The following is a 17754-nucleotide window of genomic DNA, read 5'->3' as shown; positions in this document are numbered from 1 at the left end:
TCCCTTCTAATATAAGAGCGTTATGCCCTTACTCCCCATTTTTGTTCAACATTTCGTTCTAAACGTACAAACACAACGTTGTCCATGATTGTTCCAATGACACCAATAATGATCATAACGGCAATGACTAAGTCCATTTGTCCAAGTGACCTTCCTGTTTCTAATAATTGTCCTAGTCCTTTTCCGGCACCTAACAATTCCCCAGCCATTAAGGCCCGCCATGAAAATGCCCAAGCAATCCGTAATCCAGAAATAAGTTGCGGGATCGATGCTGGTAAAATGACGGTACGGAGAAAATGAAATCCGTTAGATCCGAGTGTTTTTGCTACTCGTTGGTACAAAATTGGTACATTTTTAAAACCGCTCGTCGTATTAATAATCATCGTCCAAGTGGCTCCTAGCGTCACAATAAATAAAATCGCTATATCATTTAGTCCAAACCAAATGATGGCTAACGGAAACCAAACGATGCTCGGAATCGATTGTAAAGCAGTAACTAAAAAACCTAACGTATCTTCCACGGCTTTAAACCGCCAGATTAAATATCCGAGAATAAGTCCAAGAATAGAAGCGATTGTAAAGCCAATTAGTAACCGACTTACACTAGCGCCAATGGCCCCTACAATTTGACCGGATAGGAATCCGTCGAATAGCGTTTGGAACACTTGTGTTAAACTCGGAAACATAAACGCGGGTAAGTCAGAAAATCTAGCTGCGACTTCCCAGATGACGGCGATTGTCGTGATGAAGATTATTCGTCTGAAAGCTGTAATCATCTCCCATTTCCTCCTTTAACACTTTTTCAATTTCATTTTGTAAGACGGCTAAAATTTGTTGTTCTAATTGCACCGTATCGTCTGTTGGGACAATGTCGTCTTTTGATGCAGCAGAAGAAAAGGTTGCTTTGATTTTTCCAGGACGTGTGGCGAAGACGACAATTTTTTCGGAAAGCAAGACTGCTTCTCGGATATTGTGGGTAACGAAAAAAATGGTGACGTTCGTTTTTCGCCAAATATCCAACAACTCTTTATGCAATACCATGCGTGTTTGCTCATCTAATGCTGCAAATGGTTCATCCATTAATAAAATGTCTGGCTCCATCACTAATGCGCGGGCAATCGATACGCGTTGTTTCATTCCACCGGAAAGCTGATGTGGATAGGAGTGAATATATTTGCTTAAGTGGACCATTTTTAACATGTCGATTGCTTTTTCTTCCGCTTCTTGTTTCGGCATTTTTTTTAAGCGTAAGCCGTACGTCACATTTTCTAGTACCGTCAGCCAAGGAAATAATCCTGCTTCTTGAAATACAACGACACGATCCGGTCCAGCTCCGGTTACTTTTTTTCCATTGACGCGGATTTCTCCACGATCTGCTTTTTCTAAACCTGCAATAATGTAAAGTAAGGTTGATTTTCCGCATCCAGATGGACCAACAATCGAAACAAATTGTCCTTTTTCCACATCAAGATCGATATGATCGAGCACTGGAACGGAACCTTTTTCTTTATGGGGAAAGCTTTTATCAATCCCATTAATCGTTACGTACACGATGAATTCCCCCTTCTTTTTAATGCCAACTAAATTCATTTGTTTTATTATATATCATAATCTATTATTCCGATACACTTTGTCAACAATATTTTCAAAAAAATAAAAAAACCTTTCCAATCGAATAATTGGAAAGGTTTTTTGGTGTCGTTAATAAGCAAACAAGTCGCTCGATAAATATCGTTCACCTGAGTCTGGCGCAATGCAAACGACCGTATCGTCCGGTGTTAATCGTTTAGCCACTTGAAGGGCTGCAAAGACGGATGCTCCACCCGATGGTCCTAATAAAATGCCTTCGTTTGTTGCTAGTTTTCGGACTGTGTCATACGCTTCCTCATCGGCTATTTGAAAAATTTCATCATACACATCTGTATTTAAAATGGGCGGGATAAACCCTGGACTTGTGCCGACTAGTTTATGTTTACCTGGTTTTCCACCCGATAAAACGGGAGAGCCTTTTGGTTCTGCAACGTGGACGGTAATGGACGGATCAATGGCTTTTAACGATTCTCCTGTCCCCGTTACCGTTCCACCTGTTCCTGATGTGCAGACAAATGCTGTTAACGTACGATGAATGGATTGAATCGCGTTATATATTTCCACAGCCGTCGTTCCACGATGACTATCTGGATTTGCACTATTTTCAAATTGCATCGGAATAAAGCAGTTCCCAATTTGTTGCGCGATTTCTTTCGCTTTTGCAATCGCTCCTGGCATTCTTTCGGCACTTGGTGTTAACACGACTTCCGCTCCGTATGCTTTCATTAGTTTAATCCGTTCAATAGTCGAGTTATCTGGCATGACAAGAATCGTTTTATACCCCATCGCAGCGGCATTCATCGCGAGTCCAATACCTGTATTTCCACTAGTAGGTTCAATAATCGTCGCCCCTGGTGTTAAGGTACCGCTTTTTTCTGCCTCTACTAACATGTTATAAGCAGCCCTGTCTTTCACGCTCCGACTAGGGTTGAAATATTCTAATTTTACATACACGTCTGCTCCAGACGGTTCTGCGAGCGTTCGTATTTTCACTAACGGTGTATCCCCAATTAATTCCGCCATATTATGCACAACTTTCATTTTGATCACCTCTCTGAATAGATACATGCTACCTGTGTACATACAGTATAACAAATTAAAGTGTAGTATTCCTAGTAAAATTATATGCTTTCTAAAAAAGAAAGAGAGAAAAGCTACAACAAAAAAGCATTTTTTTAACAAGAATAGGGAAAAGAAAAGGTAGGGATAAAAGGAGAGAAATCATAATATCTGTAAAATAATCGTTCATTACCATGTTAATATTCGGAATTAGCATAAATTTTTCGATAAAAACGCTTACTTAAAAAATTTTTGTTAATTTTTTAGTGAAAATAGTTCATAATAAGAGGGTAGGTTATTTTACTAGGAAAAGGGGACGATCGAACATGAAACTCGTGTACACAGGTAAAACAAAAGATGTTTATGCTTTAGAAGACGGCAACTACTTATTAAAGTTTAAAGACGATGTTACAGGTGAAAATGGTGTGTTTGATCCCGGTGCGAATACAGTTGGATTAACACTTGAAGGTGCTGGAAATGCAGGATTACGTTTAACAAAATATTTCTTTGAAATGTTAAAAGAAAAAGATATCCCAACGCACTATGTGGATGCAAATATCGAAGAAACAACGATGACTGTTAAACCTGCCACTGTTTTCGGTCAAGGACTTGAAGTGATTTGTCGTTTCCGTGCGGTTGGTAGTTTCTTACGTCGTTATGGCAAATATGCAGCAGAAGGACAACCTTTAGATGCATTTGTTGAAGTCACTTTAAAAGATGATGATCGTCAAGACCCACCTATTACAGAAGATGCCCTTGATATGTTAGGTGTGTTAACAAAAGAAGAATACAAAGTGTTAAAAGAGTTAACACAAAAAATCGCGAACGTAGTAAAAGAAGAATTAGCGAAAAAAGGAATCGAATTGTACGATATCAAATTTGAATTTGGTCGTGATAAAGATAACCAAATCATTTTAATTGACGAAATTTCCGGCGGTAACATGCGCGCGTACAAAGACGGAGAATATATCGAACCATTAACATTAACAAAATTAATGTTAGGGGAATAAGAAGGGAGGCTGGGACAAAACCCTCCTCTGAACTGAAAAAGCCAGTGAAATTTTACGTTAAGTAAAAATTTCACTGGCTTTATTTTTTTTTATCAAAAAAAGGACACTTTCTGATAAAATTAAGTTACCAGACAAAATTCAAACAGAAAGAAGTGTCCTTATGTTTAAAGATTATAACATGAATCAATTAATTTTGCCTTTAAATGTAGAAGTAAAACTTCAAAATAATGATATTGCCTTCCACATCCATCATTTAATTGAAAGTATTCCGGAAGAAGCGATCGAACCATTTCTTCGAAATACGGGTTGTCCTGCTTATCATCCACGCATGATGTTGAAAATTATCTTATGTGCCTATACGCAATCTGTTTTTTCAGGGCGTAAAATAGAAGCACTTTTAAAAGACAGTCTTCGTATGATGTGGCTAGCTCAAGGTTATGAACCAAGCTATCGCACCATCAACCGTTTTCGTGTTTATCCTGAAGTAAAAGAATTAATTCGCCAGTGTNTAAAAGAAAAGAAGAAAAAGTACAAACAAAACAAGTTCCATACAGCTAACTGGGATTATGATGAAGAAATGGACGTGTATACTTGTCCAAACCAACAAAAACTTGTATTTAAATACCGTTCTGTGCGAACAAATCCATTAGGTTTCAAGCGTGAGTTTAAAGTTTATGAGTGTGAAGATTGTTCCAGTTGCCCACTTCGTTCATCTTGTACAAAAGCAAAAGAAGGAAATAACCGAAAATTAATGGTGAATGAAAAATGGGAACAGCAAAAAGAATATGTGAGAGCGAAGCTTTCAGAAGAAAAAACAGGGGCTATTTATCGTCAACGTAAGATTGACGTCGAACCAGTTTTTGGATTCTTGAAGGCTAATTTGCGTTTCACTCGATTTTCTGTCCGAGGAAAATCGAAGGTTGAAAATGAAATGGGTCTTGCATTAATGGCCGTGAATATGCGGAAATTCACGGCCATTAACTAAAAGATATAAAGATTCATATAAAAAAATAGCAAAAAGTGAAATTGAGTGAGCTCAATTTCACTTTTTGCATTGTTTGAAGCTAGTTATGTCCCAGCCTCTTTATTTTTAGGTGGTAGAAAAATAAGTTTGTCGGTATGATGGAAAATAAGCATCAATTATCTGGAGGTGGGTTGGAATGGTCATTGGATTAGTAGTGTTCCTCGTTGTATTTATCTTGCTTATGTATGGATACGGGAAGTATAAGAAATAAAGGATAGGAGTGTTGGAGTTGTTGGAGGAATTGCAAAAACGCACGCTTTTGTTAGATGGAGGAATGGGTACGGAATTAATACGGAGACTAGGAATAAAAAGTCGTACTCCTTTTTCGGCAGCTTCTATTAATCTTTCCAATCCGGCGGTTGTGAAGCAAATTCATTTGGATTACTTAGAAGCAGGCGCAGACATTATGACAACCAATACGTTTACTGCAAACGAAATGATGCAATCGTATTACGGAAAAGAAGCGGAGTTAGTCGAGCAAAATAAAAAGGGGGTTCAATTGGCGCGTGAAGCGGTGATCGAATATGAAAAACGGACCGGAAAACGAGCGTTTGTTGGAGCAAATATTGGTCCTTTGCCATTTGCAGAAAAAAATTTACACGATAAAACGCTTGCTGATGTAGCGGACATTTATCGCCGACAAGTAGATGCATTATTGTCGGAAAAACCAGATTTACTTATCGTAGAATGTGCGTACCATTTACCAACCGTTGAAGCATTGGCCACATTAATACAACAAGCGTTTGCTAAAATGGGGACACGCATCCCCGTTATGTTCACCGTTCCGATTTATGAAAATCCGACGATGGTGGAAGGAATGGCGATTGAAACGTTTTTTGAAAAAGTAGATGCGTTGCTTCAAACCGAGATGATTGGTTTTACATGCGGGGAAGGATTGGACAAGATGGAGCAGGCATTAGAAAAACTGCCTAATAAACCACTCGTATTAGTTCCAAATGCAGGTTTACCAGATGCGTGCGGTTGTTACACGATGGATATGCAGGCGTTAATCGACCGTGTTATCGCGATTCAAAAACGGTTTTCTGTAAAGGTTGTCGGTGGATGTTGTGGTACGACACCGCGTTATATTGCCGACTTACACCGAGCTTTAGAGGAGGTAGAAAAATGAAAAAACAATTATATATAAACGGAGAATGGGTCGAAGCATCTACATATATGCCGTTATATTCTCCGTATTCAGAAGCGCACATTGCGGATATTCCAAAAGCAACTACAGAAGAAGTAGACCAGGCAATTCAAGCGGCAGATGCAGCGACGCGTGTAATGGCAGAAATGCCTGCCTATCAACGTGCTGACATTTTGTATCAGTTAGCCGAAAAGTTAGCAGAACGAAAAGACGAAGCAGCGCGTATTATTGCGTTAGAAGCGGCAAAACCATTCGCAACGGCAAAAGGAGAAGTAGCGAGAACAATTGAAACATATCGCTTTGCGGCGGAAGAAGCAAAGCGCATCCACGGCGAAACAATTCCACTCGATGCATCAGCGAGTGGAACAGGACGGATCGCTTATACGGTTCGAAAACCAATTGGTGTCATTGGCGCGATTACACCATTTAATTTTCCGATGAATCTTGTCGCCCATAAAGTAGGTCCTGCCATTGCAGCGGGAAATACGATTGTGCTAAAACCAGCATCACAAACTCCACTATCTTCTTTTTTTATTGCTGAATTATTAGAAGAAATCGGATTGCCAAAAGGGGCGTTAAACATCGTAACAGGAAGCGGTCGTACGGTTGGAGAACAAATCGTAACGGATCCGCGAGTACAGATGGTGACGTTTACGGGAAGTCCGGAAGTGGGGATTGGTATTCGGAATAAGGCAGGGTTAAAGCGAGTGACGTTGGAGCTAGGTTCTAATTCCGCGGTGATTATTGACCGAGATGTCGATGTAGACCGGATTATTCCTCGTTGTGTCACGAGTGCCTTTTCAAACCAAGGACAAGTATGTATTTCGGTACAGCGCATATACGTGCATGAAGCAATCTATGATACATTTGTTGAAAAATTTGTCGCACAAACAAAAACATTAAAACTTGGCGATCCGTTAGAGGAACAGACAGATGTTTCCGCACTTATTACGAAAAAAGATGTCGAACGGACGTTGAGTTGGATGAAAGAAGCAAAACAAGCGGGCGCACACGTGATCACAGGTGGAAGCGCGCAAGGAAATGTGCTAGAACCTACTGTTATTGTAGATGCGACAAAAGCAATGAAAGTATCGTGCCAAGAAGTATTTGCGCCAATCGTGACGATTCAAAAAGTGTCATCGATGGAAGAAGCGTTTGCATCCGTGAATGATTCACGATATGGATTGCAAGCGGGCATTTATACTGAAAATGTGTATACAGCATTAGAAGCAACGGAAAAACTCCACGTAGGTGGCGTGATGATTAACGATACACCAACGTTTCGCGTCGACCAAATGCCATACGGCGGGGTAAAAGAAAGTGGAGTAGGCCGAGAAGGAATTGCCTATGCTGTAGAAGAAATGACGGAATTAAAATTAATTGTTTGGAATAAAAATAACTAAAAAAGCTGCAAAGAGGTAGAAAACGGTTGTCTTCGGATAGACCGTTTTCCGTCCCTTTACAGCTTTTTTATTTTGTAATTTCTAATAAATAAATAACGCTCGATAGGAGAAAGATAACTAAGAGCAATAAAAACACGAATAAAGTAAAACTGAATAAAAGGTTATATAAAAGCGCAAGGATAAGTAATGTGAAAAAAATTTGATGTAATCGATGATTTACTTTATAAGACGCTTGATAAAAAGCAGTGTCCTCTTTTTCCCTTTGAATCGCCATCGTAAGTACAATATTTAAAAGCAATAAAACAAAGTTAAGCATGATTATATACGAGAGCAATTGTGTAAATGCTTCCCAATCATTCATAGCAAATAACTGTGCTGTAATAAAAAAAATGGTACACATAGAAATGAAATGACTAAATGTCGTAAAAGCCAAGGCTTCTGTTTGTTTTTGTTTTCGTAGTATTAGATTGTGTTCACGGCGATAACGAACGTAGCAACCAATAGTAGCAACTGTACTACCTAAAGCAACCGTCGTTAAAACAAAATGAAAAATATCAAAAGGAAAGAAACCGAGACTGTAATCACTACTATTGTGCGAAAAGATATTCGTTAAACTACCAACGACAACAATAGTCATAAAGAAAAATAACATCATCACAAATAGAAATGAATAATATAACATTTTTTTTAGCATCTTTTTTCTCCTTATAAATATGAGTCCATAGACAGCGAGTAACAAAAGAGAGTCATACAACTTTTGGCCAGTTTTTTTCTCCAAATGGTCCGCTAATAGGTAATTATGTATATGTGCATTGTAATCTAGGAATGAAAAAATGTAAATGTTCGTTACATTAGGCTTATAAAGGAATTGAAAGGATTTTATGCTATAGGTGGGACGTACTTTGGTTTTTCTACAATTCGATGCAACTGAGTATGGAATGAAAAGTATAGGTTTGATAATCATTATCGTAGGGTAAATGAAAAAAGAAGAGCAGATTATCTTTCGAAAAAAATCTATATACTCTGAGCAAATCTTTGTACATTGTTTTAAAATTGCGTATAATAAACAGTATAAATTATTAATTAATAATAATTATTAAAAAGGAGAGATTTTAAAATGGAAGAAATCAAACAAACAGAAGAACAAGTAGTACGCTCATTACCTCGTATCGGATCAAAGGCGCCACAATTTGAAGCAGTGACAACACACGGAACACTTCGCCTAGAAGATTATAAAGGAAATTGGTTGATTTTATTTTCTCATCCAGCAGACTTTACACCAGTTTGTACAACAGAATTTATCGGATTCCAAGAAATTTATCCAGAACTTCGTAAATTAAACACAGAATTACTCGGTTTAAGTATTGATAGTGTAAACTCTCATATCGCTTGGGTACGTAATATCGAAGAAAAATTCGGTGTCAAAATTGAATTCCCAGTAATTGCGGATTTAAATAAAGACGTAGCAGAAAAATACGGCATGATCATGCCGGAAGAAAGTAGTACAGAAGCATCACGTGCAGTTTTTGTTATCGATGATAAACAAGTAATTCGCGCCATCATTTATTATCCACTTTCAACAGGTCGTAACATGGATGAAATGCTTCGTTTAGTAAAAGCATTACAAGCAACAGACAAACATCAAATCGCAACACCGGCAAACTGGCAAGAAGGCGATAAGGTCATCGTTCCACCGGCAAACACAGTAGAAGGTGCGGCAGCGCGTATGGAAGATGAAAGCTTAGAATGCGTAGATTTCTACTTCTGCAAAAAACAACTATAAGGTAAGGTGATGACATGGCGTGCGTCAACGATCATTCGTTATCGGAAAATGCTAAAAAGTTAGTAGCAGCATTAGAAGAAAAGCAACAAACACCAGAAGAAATTTCCGCCACACTTGGATTGCCATTATTTAAAGTACGTAGTGGACTGCGCGAGATGGTAGAAGCGGGCTTTGTTACAGAAGAAAACGGTGTTTATAAAAAGAAAAAATAAATACATTTGCGAAAAGGCTAGTTCTTAACAGAACTAGCTTTTTTTGTACAGTATAAAATACAAAATGTAATATATATATTGCAAAATGAAACGTATAGTATATAATGTGTGTAAAAGGAGGCGGGTGAAAAATGTTTTTTTCAAAAAGTCCAAAAGTAAATGACGAAAGAATTGAGCATGCAAAAAATAAAATTTATCGAGAATTGTATACGCTCATTAGCATCATTTGTTTGATTTCGATTGGAGTAAAATATTATACACTTGGAATAGATATTGGGTTTATTTGGACCGAGTTAGCGATATTATTTGCTGGAGGCATTTATTATCTTATCCGTTCGGTATCGCTCGGGATTTATTCGGATGAAGTAGAAATACACGATAGAAATAGTAACATATCGATGAGTAAAAAAACGGTTTTACTTTCTGTTGTTCTAGGGCTTGGGCTCGCCTTGGTATTTGCGACAAACAGTGCTGTAAAATATGGAAGTGGCGGAAATGAAGCAAAGTATTTCATCTCAGTATTTGTTTTTTCTTTGTTATTGTATGTTCCTGTTTTTCTTGGATTATTTTATTTTCCGCATCTTCTCGCTAAAATAAAAAGTGATAGAAATAATCGGGATGACAGGTAATGTGGCGGTGGATAATTAATGAAAAATATAAAGATGAAAGTTGCGAGAACAGAAAAAGAATTATCACAAGAAGAATTGGCAAAACAAGTCGGTGTTTCTAGGCAAACGATTAGTTTAATAGAATCAGGAAAATATAACCCTTCCCTGCAACTTTGTATTGCCATTTGTAAAGCATTGTCGAAAACATTAGATGAATTGTTTTGGGAAGAATAATCGAAAGTAGGCATATTGCCTGCTTTTTTTTTGCAGAAATGCACGATGGAATGGGGTAAAATAAGGCTAATTAGCGATATACTAGAAGGGAGTTGGAACTCATGGAATTTTTGCAACGAGTAGAGCCATTTTTAACGACAGATGATGAGTTAGTGAAAGATTTTGTACGATATGCATTGCAAGATTATGCTGCTGTTCCAGTTTCTTTTACGAAAAAAATAATAGAAAAGAGTTTGGAAAGTGAAGGAGCATGGAGTCCTTCCTTTTTAGCCATGTTAAAGAATTTTCCTTTGGATGAAAAAAATACTGAAAATAGCGATTGACCAATCAGTTACCCCGACCGATAAGTAACAATTCACGTGTGTTGATTACCTAATTTGTACCTTTATATTGGAATAATTTAGATAATAAGCAGATGTGAATTTTTACTTTTTGGGAGTAAAAAATATAGAATATTTAGATAAAATAGTAGGATTATTAGGATAAAAAACAAATGTTCCGCATAGAGGGAATTTTGGTTGCTCTTTACTTTTCTTTTTTATTGGTTATAGTGTATGCATATTGTTTGTTCGGAAAGGTTTTTAGGATAACAATGGAAAAATTACAACTTTGGGGTGTTTTTTTATACTTTGGTATGATAGACTAAAGTTGTTATTTGTTTTGGCAAACCTATTGAAAAGTAGGGACGCAAAGCCACAGGTCTAACGTAATTTCTTACTAAGATGGCTGGGTTGCTTTTGAATTTTATAGATATTTTGTACTGGTTAATTATATCTATTCGAATGATGAGAAAGCACCTACTTCTATACAGTAGGTGTTTTTATTTATTTATAAAGGAGAGTGTTTAACATGGATTTTTGGAAAAAAGTTTCTTTAAGAAAAAAGATTACGGGCATTGTTTTTATTCTTGTCTTTTTTTCTTTTACGATTAATACCTTACTTAGTGTGAATCAGCTCACGAAGACAATGTCAAAAGATTTAGTAAGGGAAATGAAAGGTACTGCTATTTTAACTGCCATGCATTTAGATGGGCAAGATGTTAGTGATTTATCTAAAGTAAAAGGGGAAAAAAATCCAAATTTCATGGAAATACAAAAACGGTTAGATAAATTACAACAAGAACAAGGTACCATCAGTTGGATTTATATTTGGGAAATGAAAAATAATCAGATTAGAACAACCGGTTTTACAAGCAATTTAAATGAAATTTATAAACCCGGTGCTGTGTTTGAAGATGTGGCTGATATTCATAAAAAAGCTGCCGAAAAAGCAATCAGCACAGAAAAACCACAAGTAACAGAAAATTTTAAAGATAGCTATGGAGAATGGCGGACGGCCTTCGTTCCATTAAAAGATAAAAGTGGTGCCATTACAAGCGTTTTAGCTATTGATTATTCGGCCAACTTCATAAAAGAAAATATTATTAAGAATGTTATTAATCAAATTGTCATAGCGATAGTAGAGTTGTTTATTGTATTAGGTATTTTATTTTTTCTAATTCGCCAAATATTTAAACCAGTGGTTCCTGTCGTTGAGATAGCAGAAAAGATTGCAAAAGGTAATTTAGAAGAAACAAATTTAATAATTAAAAATGAAGATGAGGTAGGAAAATTACAACAATCAATTGGAATTATGACGCACAATTTAAGAAATATGATTATTAATATTCGTGGTACATCCGATCATTTGGCATCTTTATCAGAAGAAATGTCAGCTAATGTATCAGAAAGTGCAGAACGGACAATAAAACTTACGGGAAATTTACAACAAGTAACTACTGGAGCGCATAATTCTTTAAATATTATGGAGGAAACTTCTAAAGCAATTCATGATTCTTCGCAAGGGATTCAAAGTATTGCTGAATCTGCTTCAAGTGTATCTGAGTCGTCAGCTGAAACGTCACAAGAGGCACAGCAAGGAAATGAAATAATTCAAAAATTAATGAAGCAGATGGTAGTAATAGAAGATTCCGTCGAAAATATTTCATCGAAGGTTCAACAATTAAATGAGAATTCTTTGCAAATTAATAACATTGTAAATATTATTACGGAAATAGCAGATCAAACGAACTTGTTAGCTTTAAATGCAGCGATTGAAGCAGCTCGTGCAGGAGAACATGGAAAAGGTTTTGCAGTTGTAGCTTCAGAAGTGAAAAAGTTAGCAGAGCAATCTGGTAATTCTGCAGGTCAAATTAAAGAGTTACTACAAATTATTCAAACTGATTCACAAAAATCAGTAGAGGCAATGCAAACAGGAATAACACAATTAGAAGTTGGTATGCGTTATACCAATGAAACAGGAGAAGTATTTGAACAAATTTTACATTCTACTGGTCAAGTAGCTTCACAAATTCAAGAGGTATCTGCGTCTACTGAACAACTGTCTGCATTTTCAGAAGAAATCAATGCTTCTATTCAAGAGATGAAAGAAGTGTCGAACCAATCATCGAAATTTGCACAACAGGTAACAAAGGAACAAGAAAGTCAGCTTGCGTCAATAGAGGAATTAAAAGCAGCTACAGAGTCATTAGAAACAACAGCTGAAGAATTACAAGCTATGATTAATAATTTTAAGTTGTAAAAATGAAGGTGGAATAGAAGGATGAAAAAATTACTGAAAAAAAATGTCATAATAACTGGTGCAGGTGCTGGGATAGGGCAAGCAATTGCGATAGAGTTTGCGAAACAAGGGGCAAATCTATTGTTAAACGATATAGATAGTTTAGGGATTGAGTGGTTAGCAAAAGATTTACAAGAAAATTATCGTGTACGCGTGAAAACATTTCAAGCAGATGTAGCAAACTCAACAGAAGTGGCAAATATGTATGATTTTTTTGATAAAAGTTTTAATAGTTTAGATATTATTGTGAATAATGCAGGTTTTGCGCAGGAGCGTTCCATTACAGAAATGACTGATGATGATTGGGACCGGATGATACGAGTACATTTATATGGAACTTTTTACAATTGTCGAGAAGCTGCAAAACGAATGGTAGAACTTAGAAAAGGAAAAATTATTAATTTGGCTTCTGATTTAGGAATGTTAGGAGCAGAATATTTTGCTCATTATGCAGCATCAAAAGGAGGAATTATCTCGTTAACAAAATCATTAGCACGTGAATTAGCCCCATATATTTTAGTAAATGGAATAGCACCAGCTGCTACCTGGACAACAATTATAAATGAGTTCGGAGAAGGATATGAAGAAAAAGAGGCCGCTAAATACCCTTTAAAACGTTTTGGACAACCTGAGGAAATTGCTAAAACTGCTTTATTTTTAGCTTCAGATGATAGTGCATTTTATACTGGTCAAATTTTATGTCCTAACGGTGGGGTTGTAATGAATGGGTAAGAAATAAATCGTAAGGTGTGGGTTGAAATAATGGTAACAATTATCTTTTTAATTTATCTTCTTTTTATTTTTGTAATGGGCTGGAAGGGATATAAAAAAGTTTCGAATGCAGAAGATTTAATAGTAGCAGGATGGCAAATGCCGTTACCCATTGTTACAGGTAGTTTAGTAGCTGCATTGTTAGCAGCACCTTTCTTTTTTGCTGCTGTTGGTTCAGGGTATACATTAGGGGGATTTTATGGTACAGCCACGATGGCGGGACTTGGAACTTGTATGATATTAGGTGCATTAATTTGGACAAAACCTTTGCGACGATTAAAGGGTTGGACGATTGCTGATTATTACGGAATTAGATACGGAAGTAAAAAGTTAGGAGCATATACAGGTGGTATAATCGGAATGGCTTTTGGGATGTTTAATGCTGGAGCACTAACAGTTGGTGGCGCTTATATTATTGAAACTATTTTTCATATTGATTTTATTTGGGCTGCGTTATTATTTGTCGTCTTTACTGCCTCTTATTCTGTGATTGGTGGATTGTGGGCTGTAGCATATACAGAAGTTATTCAAGGATTATTGGCGATAATAGGGATAATTGCCATAGTAATTGTTGTAATGTTCGACTATCAAGGGATGGTATTTCAATCTGATTGGTGGAATGTAGAAGAGTTATTTACAAAAGGTGGTGCAGCCTTTTGGTCCTTATATTTAGTGTTAGCATTAGGAGATATTCCTGCTGCGGATTTAGGGCAGAGGGTCGCGGCTGCTAAAAATCCTAAAGTAGCTTATTGGAGTATGATTATTGCAGGTATAATTGTACTTTTGATTAGCTGGACACCAGGGATGCTGGGAGAAGTATTTAAAGAGATTTTTCCGAATAGCCATAATCCAGAAACGTTGATGCTACAATTTGTGAATGGTTCGTTTCATCCTGTTATTTCGGGTATATTTTTAACCGCATTTGCTGCCATGGGCATGTCTTCTGCTGCTGCTTGTTACTTAGCCGCGGCAGGTATTTTTACAAAAAATATTTATTTGGATTTTATCCAACCTAACCCAAAACCTGCATTACTACTTTTTATATCAAGAATAGCTATTTTTATTAGCGCTTTAGTTGGTTTAATCTTAGCCTTACATTTTCAAACAGTAATTGATTTAGCTTATTTAGCTTGGGACATTATTTTTGTTACGATATTTTGGCCACTTGTACTCGGTCCTTTTTGGAAACGAATTAGTACACCTGCAGTTTGGATTAGCATTACAGTAGGGTTATTATACTATATTATTACATCATGGACTGGTGTACCTGTACCAACTGGTAATTATGATGGTGTACTTGGGCTAATAGTTGAATTATGGAAGATGCCAGTATTTTCAGGTGTTATTGTTTCTGGGTTCACCATTATTGTGTGTTCTTTTATTTTTACACCTAGTCCAACTGTATTAGAAATGTTTGAAAAACAAAAAAATAAACAACTTGATTTCTAATAATGTTATATACATTTAGTAGGTGAGTAGTTTTTTGGGGGGTGGGGGCAATAAGCCCTCACTTGCGAAATGTGAAGGTAGAGGGGATTACACTCTGCTTTAATCCAGCTTTGGGCGCTATAGGATCGAGACATAAGCTTGCATGGTTTTCTACCATTCATCTTATGCTTGTCGCTCTTAAATGAGCGCCCTATGTTTTTTTGTGATAATCCAGCTAATGATTTCTGCTATAAGGCAAAGCCCGACAGAAGCAAAGGAGCTTCGTCTTTGCTTCGTCTTATAGTTCCGTCGTCTAACGAGCTAATCTTTGTTTTTTTGATGAAAGTGGATACGTGCATCTAATTACTAACGGACGATCTGTAAAAAAAAATTTCTGGAATATTTTTATTTATATGTGAGATAATTTGTGTTTATGAATTTTTAAAAGGAAGGATAAGGTTATAGTTATACTATTTCCTATTAAATTATATATAAACCTATTTTTTATTGGCAACAACCATAAGGGATGATGGGATCTGCTTTTGAAATGAATGTATAAAGGAGGGGGAAAAGTTGTTTGAAAAGAAACAATATGTAATTTATAAGCAAAGTGTAACAAAGGATTTATATAAAGATGTCATAGCACTTGCTAATGGGAATGGCGGGACTATTATGATTGGTTATGATGAAAAGGGAAATATTATTGGGGTGAAAAAAGCAAACGAACAAAAAAAATTAATAATAGAACAATTGAAAATTTGCATTGAACCATTTCCTAAAGTACAAATAAAACTTTTTTCGCTAGCCGATAAAGAAGCAATAAAGCTTCAAGTCCAATTAGAAGATTTCGTATACCGCCGATACGGAACAATCGTTGAAGATTTATATGTTTATAATGGTGTGAATAAAAGAAAACTTACATCTCCTGAGGAAATTTATCATTTTATTCGTACAAAACGGAATAATTACTATGAACAAGTTAGAACAAATATTCCTTGTGCATATAGTGATTTTAGTGAATTTATTGGTTGCTTTAATCAATTTGTATCAAAAAAGAATAACGAGTTGTTGATTTTTAATCAAGAAAATTTGCTTTCATTTTTACATTATATGAAAGCAATATATGAAGAAGAGAAGATAATGTTAACAAATTTAGGTCTTTGGTTATCTAATCATTGTCCGATAAAAACGATGTTTATTCAGTTTCAAGGATATGATAGGAATGCAAAAATCAACAAAATTATTGAGTATAAAGGGTCTATTTTATCTCAATTTTTAAAAAGCAGAGAAATAATTTCAAAAAATTTCTATAATCAACCTGCATATGTAAAAGAAGCAGTATTTGAATTTTTAGTGAATGCTTTTATTCATCAAGACTTTCGAATAGAGAAGGATATAGAAATTCATCTTTTTATTGATCGAATAGAAATAAAATCGAATGGTGGCATCTATGGTGATGTTTTATCGGCACCTAATTCTTTACCCGTTCGTCGTAACCCTAATTTAGCACGAATATTTTATAGGTGTGGTTTATGTAAATCACAACGATTAAGCGTTTCTAGAATACAAACAAAGTTTAAGCAATTACATTGTAGTAAACTTCCAACGATGGTGGAATGTAATAACCAAGTTATAGGAATTATTCCTTTAAACAATCTAGGAATGAAATTACCAGTAAAGCATGTTTTATTTTGTAACTATTACTGTTGACCTGATTCTAAATAGGGAATTAAAACGATCAAGTAAGGAAAGAAAAAGGTGGCGAACATAGACTATTCATTAAACAAAAAATAGTATGGGATTTTTTGAGTTTTAGGAACGCTACATATTCTTGGTCTAATTTATCATGAGGACAGGGGGAGTAGCGTCTTTTTTAAATATATTATATTTTTTGAATTTACTTCATTTTTATATAAATAATGGTATAATGAATGCGACTGTATTTGCGTTCATTTAGGATGCCAATAGGATGGGAAAGGAAATCCTCAACTCTTAGTACTTTTTTTAGATTGAACTAGCTTAGGAAAGTAGTAATTTTTAAGGAGGTATTGGGATGATGTTTACAAATCAATTGTATGAAAAAGGAAAAGCGATTTGGCAAGCACAAGTGGATCATCCATTTGTGCAGGGAATCGGTCATGGAAATTTAGATAAAGAAAAATTTCGTTTTTATATGGTGCAAGATTATCTTTATTTAATGGAGTATGCCAAACTTTTTGCGATGGGAGCATTAAAGTCTAGGGATGTGGATGATATGCGTCATTTCACTACTTTGCAAGATGCCATCCTTCATTATGAAATGAAGTTACATATTGATTATTGCAAACAATTTGGCATTACCGAACAAGAATTAAAAGAAGCAAAGCCCGCAGAAACGATGCTGGCGTATACACATTATATGCTGCATCAATCACAAAATGGTGGAGTGGCAGAACTCCTTGCTGCTTTGCTGCCATGCGTTTGGGGATATCATTATATCGGTGTGGAAATTAGCAAAATTGATGGCGCAAAAGACCATGAGTTTTATGGAAACTGGGTAAAAATGTACGAATCGAAGGAGTTTGGGAACTTATCGATTTGGTTAAGAGATAAGTTAAACGATATCGTTGCATACAAATCTGAAGAAGAAAAGCAACGATTAGAAGAGATTTTCTTAACAACGAGTAAATATGAATTTATGTTTTGGGAAATGGCCTGGAATAAACGATTATGGCCGAAAGCGATTGAACAATTATAAACAAAGGAGCAGCGGATTTTTTTCGCTGTTTTTTTATTTAGGAAAAATTCATCTTTTGAATATTCAGAAATTTATCTATGATAGTAAAATTAGCCAAACAACTGTCAGTCGTATTAACGAAGCGACTAT

Annotated in this window: 18 protein-coding genes and 1 riboswitch; of the genes, 14 read left to right on the top strand and 4 right to left on the bottom strand. The window is 35.9% G+C overall.

The window, feature by feature from the left end; translation table 11 throughout:
* Positions 1-20 precede the first annotated feature (20 nt).
* The 3 genes from BN1372_RS13435 to cysK all read right to left on the bottom strand — a co-directional run bounded on the left by BN1372_RS13435 (position 21) and on the right by cysK (position 2631).
* Positions 21-776, bottom strand: coding sequence for an ABC transporter permease (locus BN1372_RS13435; RefSeq protein WP_062200421.1), 756 nt, complete (start codon positions 774-776; stop codon positions 21-23).
* Positions 709-1551 (bottom strand): ABC transporter ATP-binding protein, encoded by an 843-nt coding sequence (locus BN1372_RS13430; RefSeq protein WP_062200418.1) that lies wholly within the window; start codon positions 1549-1551, stop codon positions 709-711. Before BN1372_RS13430 ends, BN1372_RS13435 begins: the two co-directional genes overlap by 68 nt.
* A gap of 150 nt (positions 1552-1701) precedes the next feature.
* Positions 1702-2631, bottom strand: coding sequence for a cysteine synthase A (gene cysK, locus BN1372_RS13425; RefSeq protein ID WP_062200414.1), 930 nt, complete (start codon positions 2629-2631; stop codon positions 1702-1704).
* A gap of 344 nt (positions 2632-2975) precedes the next feature.
* Here cysK and BN1372_RS13420 point away from each other — a divergent pair, with 344 nt between their 5' ends.
* The 4 genes from BN1372_RS13420 (at position 2976) to BN1372_RS13405 (ending at position 7233) form a co-directional block, all read left to right on the top strand.
* Positions 2976-3659, top strand: coding sequence for a phosphoribosylaminoimidazolesuccinocarboxamide synthase (locus BN1372_RS13420; protein WP_062200411.1), 684 nt, complete (start codon positions 2976-2978; stop codon positions 3657-3659).
* Positions 3660-3819: 160 nt separating this feature from the next.
* Positions 3820-4644 carry a transposase gene (locus tag BN1372_RS13415; protein WP_062200410.1) on the top strand — a complete coding sequence of 275 codons (825 nt, stop codon included), beginning with the start codon at positions 3820-3822 and terminating at the stop codon, positions 4642-4644.
* Positions 4645-4915: 271 nt separating this feature from the next.
* Positions 4916-5812, top strand: coding sequence for a homocysteine S-methyltransferase family protein (locus tag BN1372_RS13410; RefSeq protein ID WP_147515386.1), 897 nt, complete (start codon positions 4916-4918; stop codon positions 5810-5812).
* Complete coding sequence (locus tag BN1372_RS13405) at positions 5809-7233, top strand: aldehyde dehydrogenase family protein (RefSeq protein ID WP_062200404.1); 1425 nt, start codon at positions 5809-5811, stop codon at positions 7231-7233. Before BN1372_RS13410 ends, BN1372_RS13405 begins: the two co-directional genes overlap by 4 nt.
* Positions 7234-7300: 67 nt before the next feature.
* Here BN1372_RS13405 and BN1372_RS13400 read toward each other — a convergent pair whose 3' ends face one another.
* Entirely contained in the window at positions 7301-7927 is a 627-nt protein-coding gene (locus tag BN1372_RS13400) for a hypothetical protein (protein ID WP_062200401.1), read from the bottom strand.
* 423 nt (positions 7928-8350) lie between these two features.
* On the opposite strand from BN1372_RS13400, the gene BN1372_RS13395 reads away from it, so the two are divergent.
* The 10 genes from BN1372_RS13395 to tenA all read left to right on the top strand — a co-directional run bounded on the left by BN1372_RS13395 (position 8351) and on the right by tenA (position 17625).
* Positions 8351-9016, top strand: coding sequence for a peroxiredoxin (locus BN1372_RS13395; protein ID WP_062200398.1), 666 nt, complete (start codon positions 8351-8353; stop codon positions 9014-9016).
* A gap of 14 nt (positions 9017-9030) precedes the next feature.
* Positions 9031-9228: a hypothetical protein gene (locus BN1372_RS13390; protein ID WP_062200395.1), complete on the top strand. Its 198-nt coding sequence runs from the start codon at positions 9031-9033 to the stop codon at positions 9226-9228.
* A 131-nt stretch (positions 9229-9359) separates the two neighbouring features.
* A complete protein-coding gene (locus BN1372_RS13385; protein ID WP_062200393.1) occupies positions 9360-9857 on the top strand; it encodes a DUF6773 family protein in 498 nt (165 codons plus the stop codon).
* Positions 9858-9875: 18 nt separating this feature from the next.
* A complete protein-coding gene (locus BN1372_RS13380; RefSeq protein ID WP_062200390.1) occupies positions 9876-10070 on the top strand; it encodes a helix-turn-helix transcriptional regulator in 195 nt (64 codons plus the stop codon).
* 101 nt (positions 10071-10171) lie between these two features.
* Positions 10172-10393, top strand: a complete 222-nt coding sequence (locus tag BN1372_RS13375; protein ID WP_062200387.1) for a hypothetical protein — start codon at positions 10172-10174, stop codon at positions 10391-10393.
* Positions 10394-10722: 329 nt separating this feature from the next.
* Positions 10723-10809, top strand: a riboswitch (cyclic di-GMP riboswitch).
* 110 nt (positions 10810-10919) lie between these two features.
* Positions 10920-12650, top strand: a complete 1731-nt coding sequence (locus BN1372_RS13370; RefSeq protein ID WP_062200384.1) for a methyl-accepting chemotaxis protein — start codon at positions 10920-10922, stop codon at positions 12648-12650.
* A gap of 21 nt (positions 12651-12671) precedes the next feature.
* Positions 12672-13421, top strand: coding sequence for an SDR family NAD(P)-dependent oxidoreductase (locus BN1372_RS13365; protein ID WP_062200381.1), 750 nt, complete (start codon positions 12672-12674; stop codon positions 13419-13421).
* Between the two features lie 30 nt (positions 13422-13451).
* On the top strand, positions 13452-14909 hold the full coding sequence (locus BN1372_RS13360; RefSeq protein WP_230198829.1) for a sodium:solute symporter family protein: 1458 nt from the start codon (positions 13452-13454) through the stop codon (positions 14907-14909).
* A 552-nt stretch (positions 14910-15461) separates the two neighbouring features.
* Positions 15462-16598: an RNA-binding domain-containing protein gene (locus tag BN1372_RS13355; RefSeq protein WP_062200378.1), complete on the top strand. Its 1137-nt coding sequence runs from the start codon at positions 15462-15464 to the stop codon at positions 16596-16598.
* A 343-nt stretch (positions 16599-16941) separates the two neighbouring features.
* Positions 16942-17625, top strand: a complete 684-nt coding sequence (gene tenA / locus BN1372_RS13350) for a thiaminase II (RefSeq protein WP_062200375.1) — start codon at positions 16942-16944, stop codon at positions 17623-17625.
* Positions 17626-17754 lie beyond the last annotated feature (129 nt).

The sequence above is a fragment of the Massilibacterium senegalense genome, from assembly GCF_001375675.1.
Lineage (GTDB): Bacteria > Bacillota > Bacilli > Bacillales > Massilibacteriaceae > Massilibacterium > Massilibacterium senegalense.
Note: the sequence above shows the minus strand (reverse complement) of the source record. Positions and strands in the feature narration are given on the sequence as shown.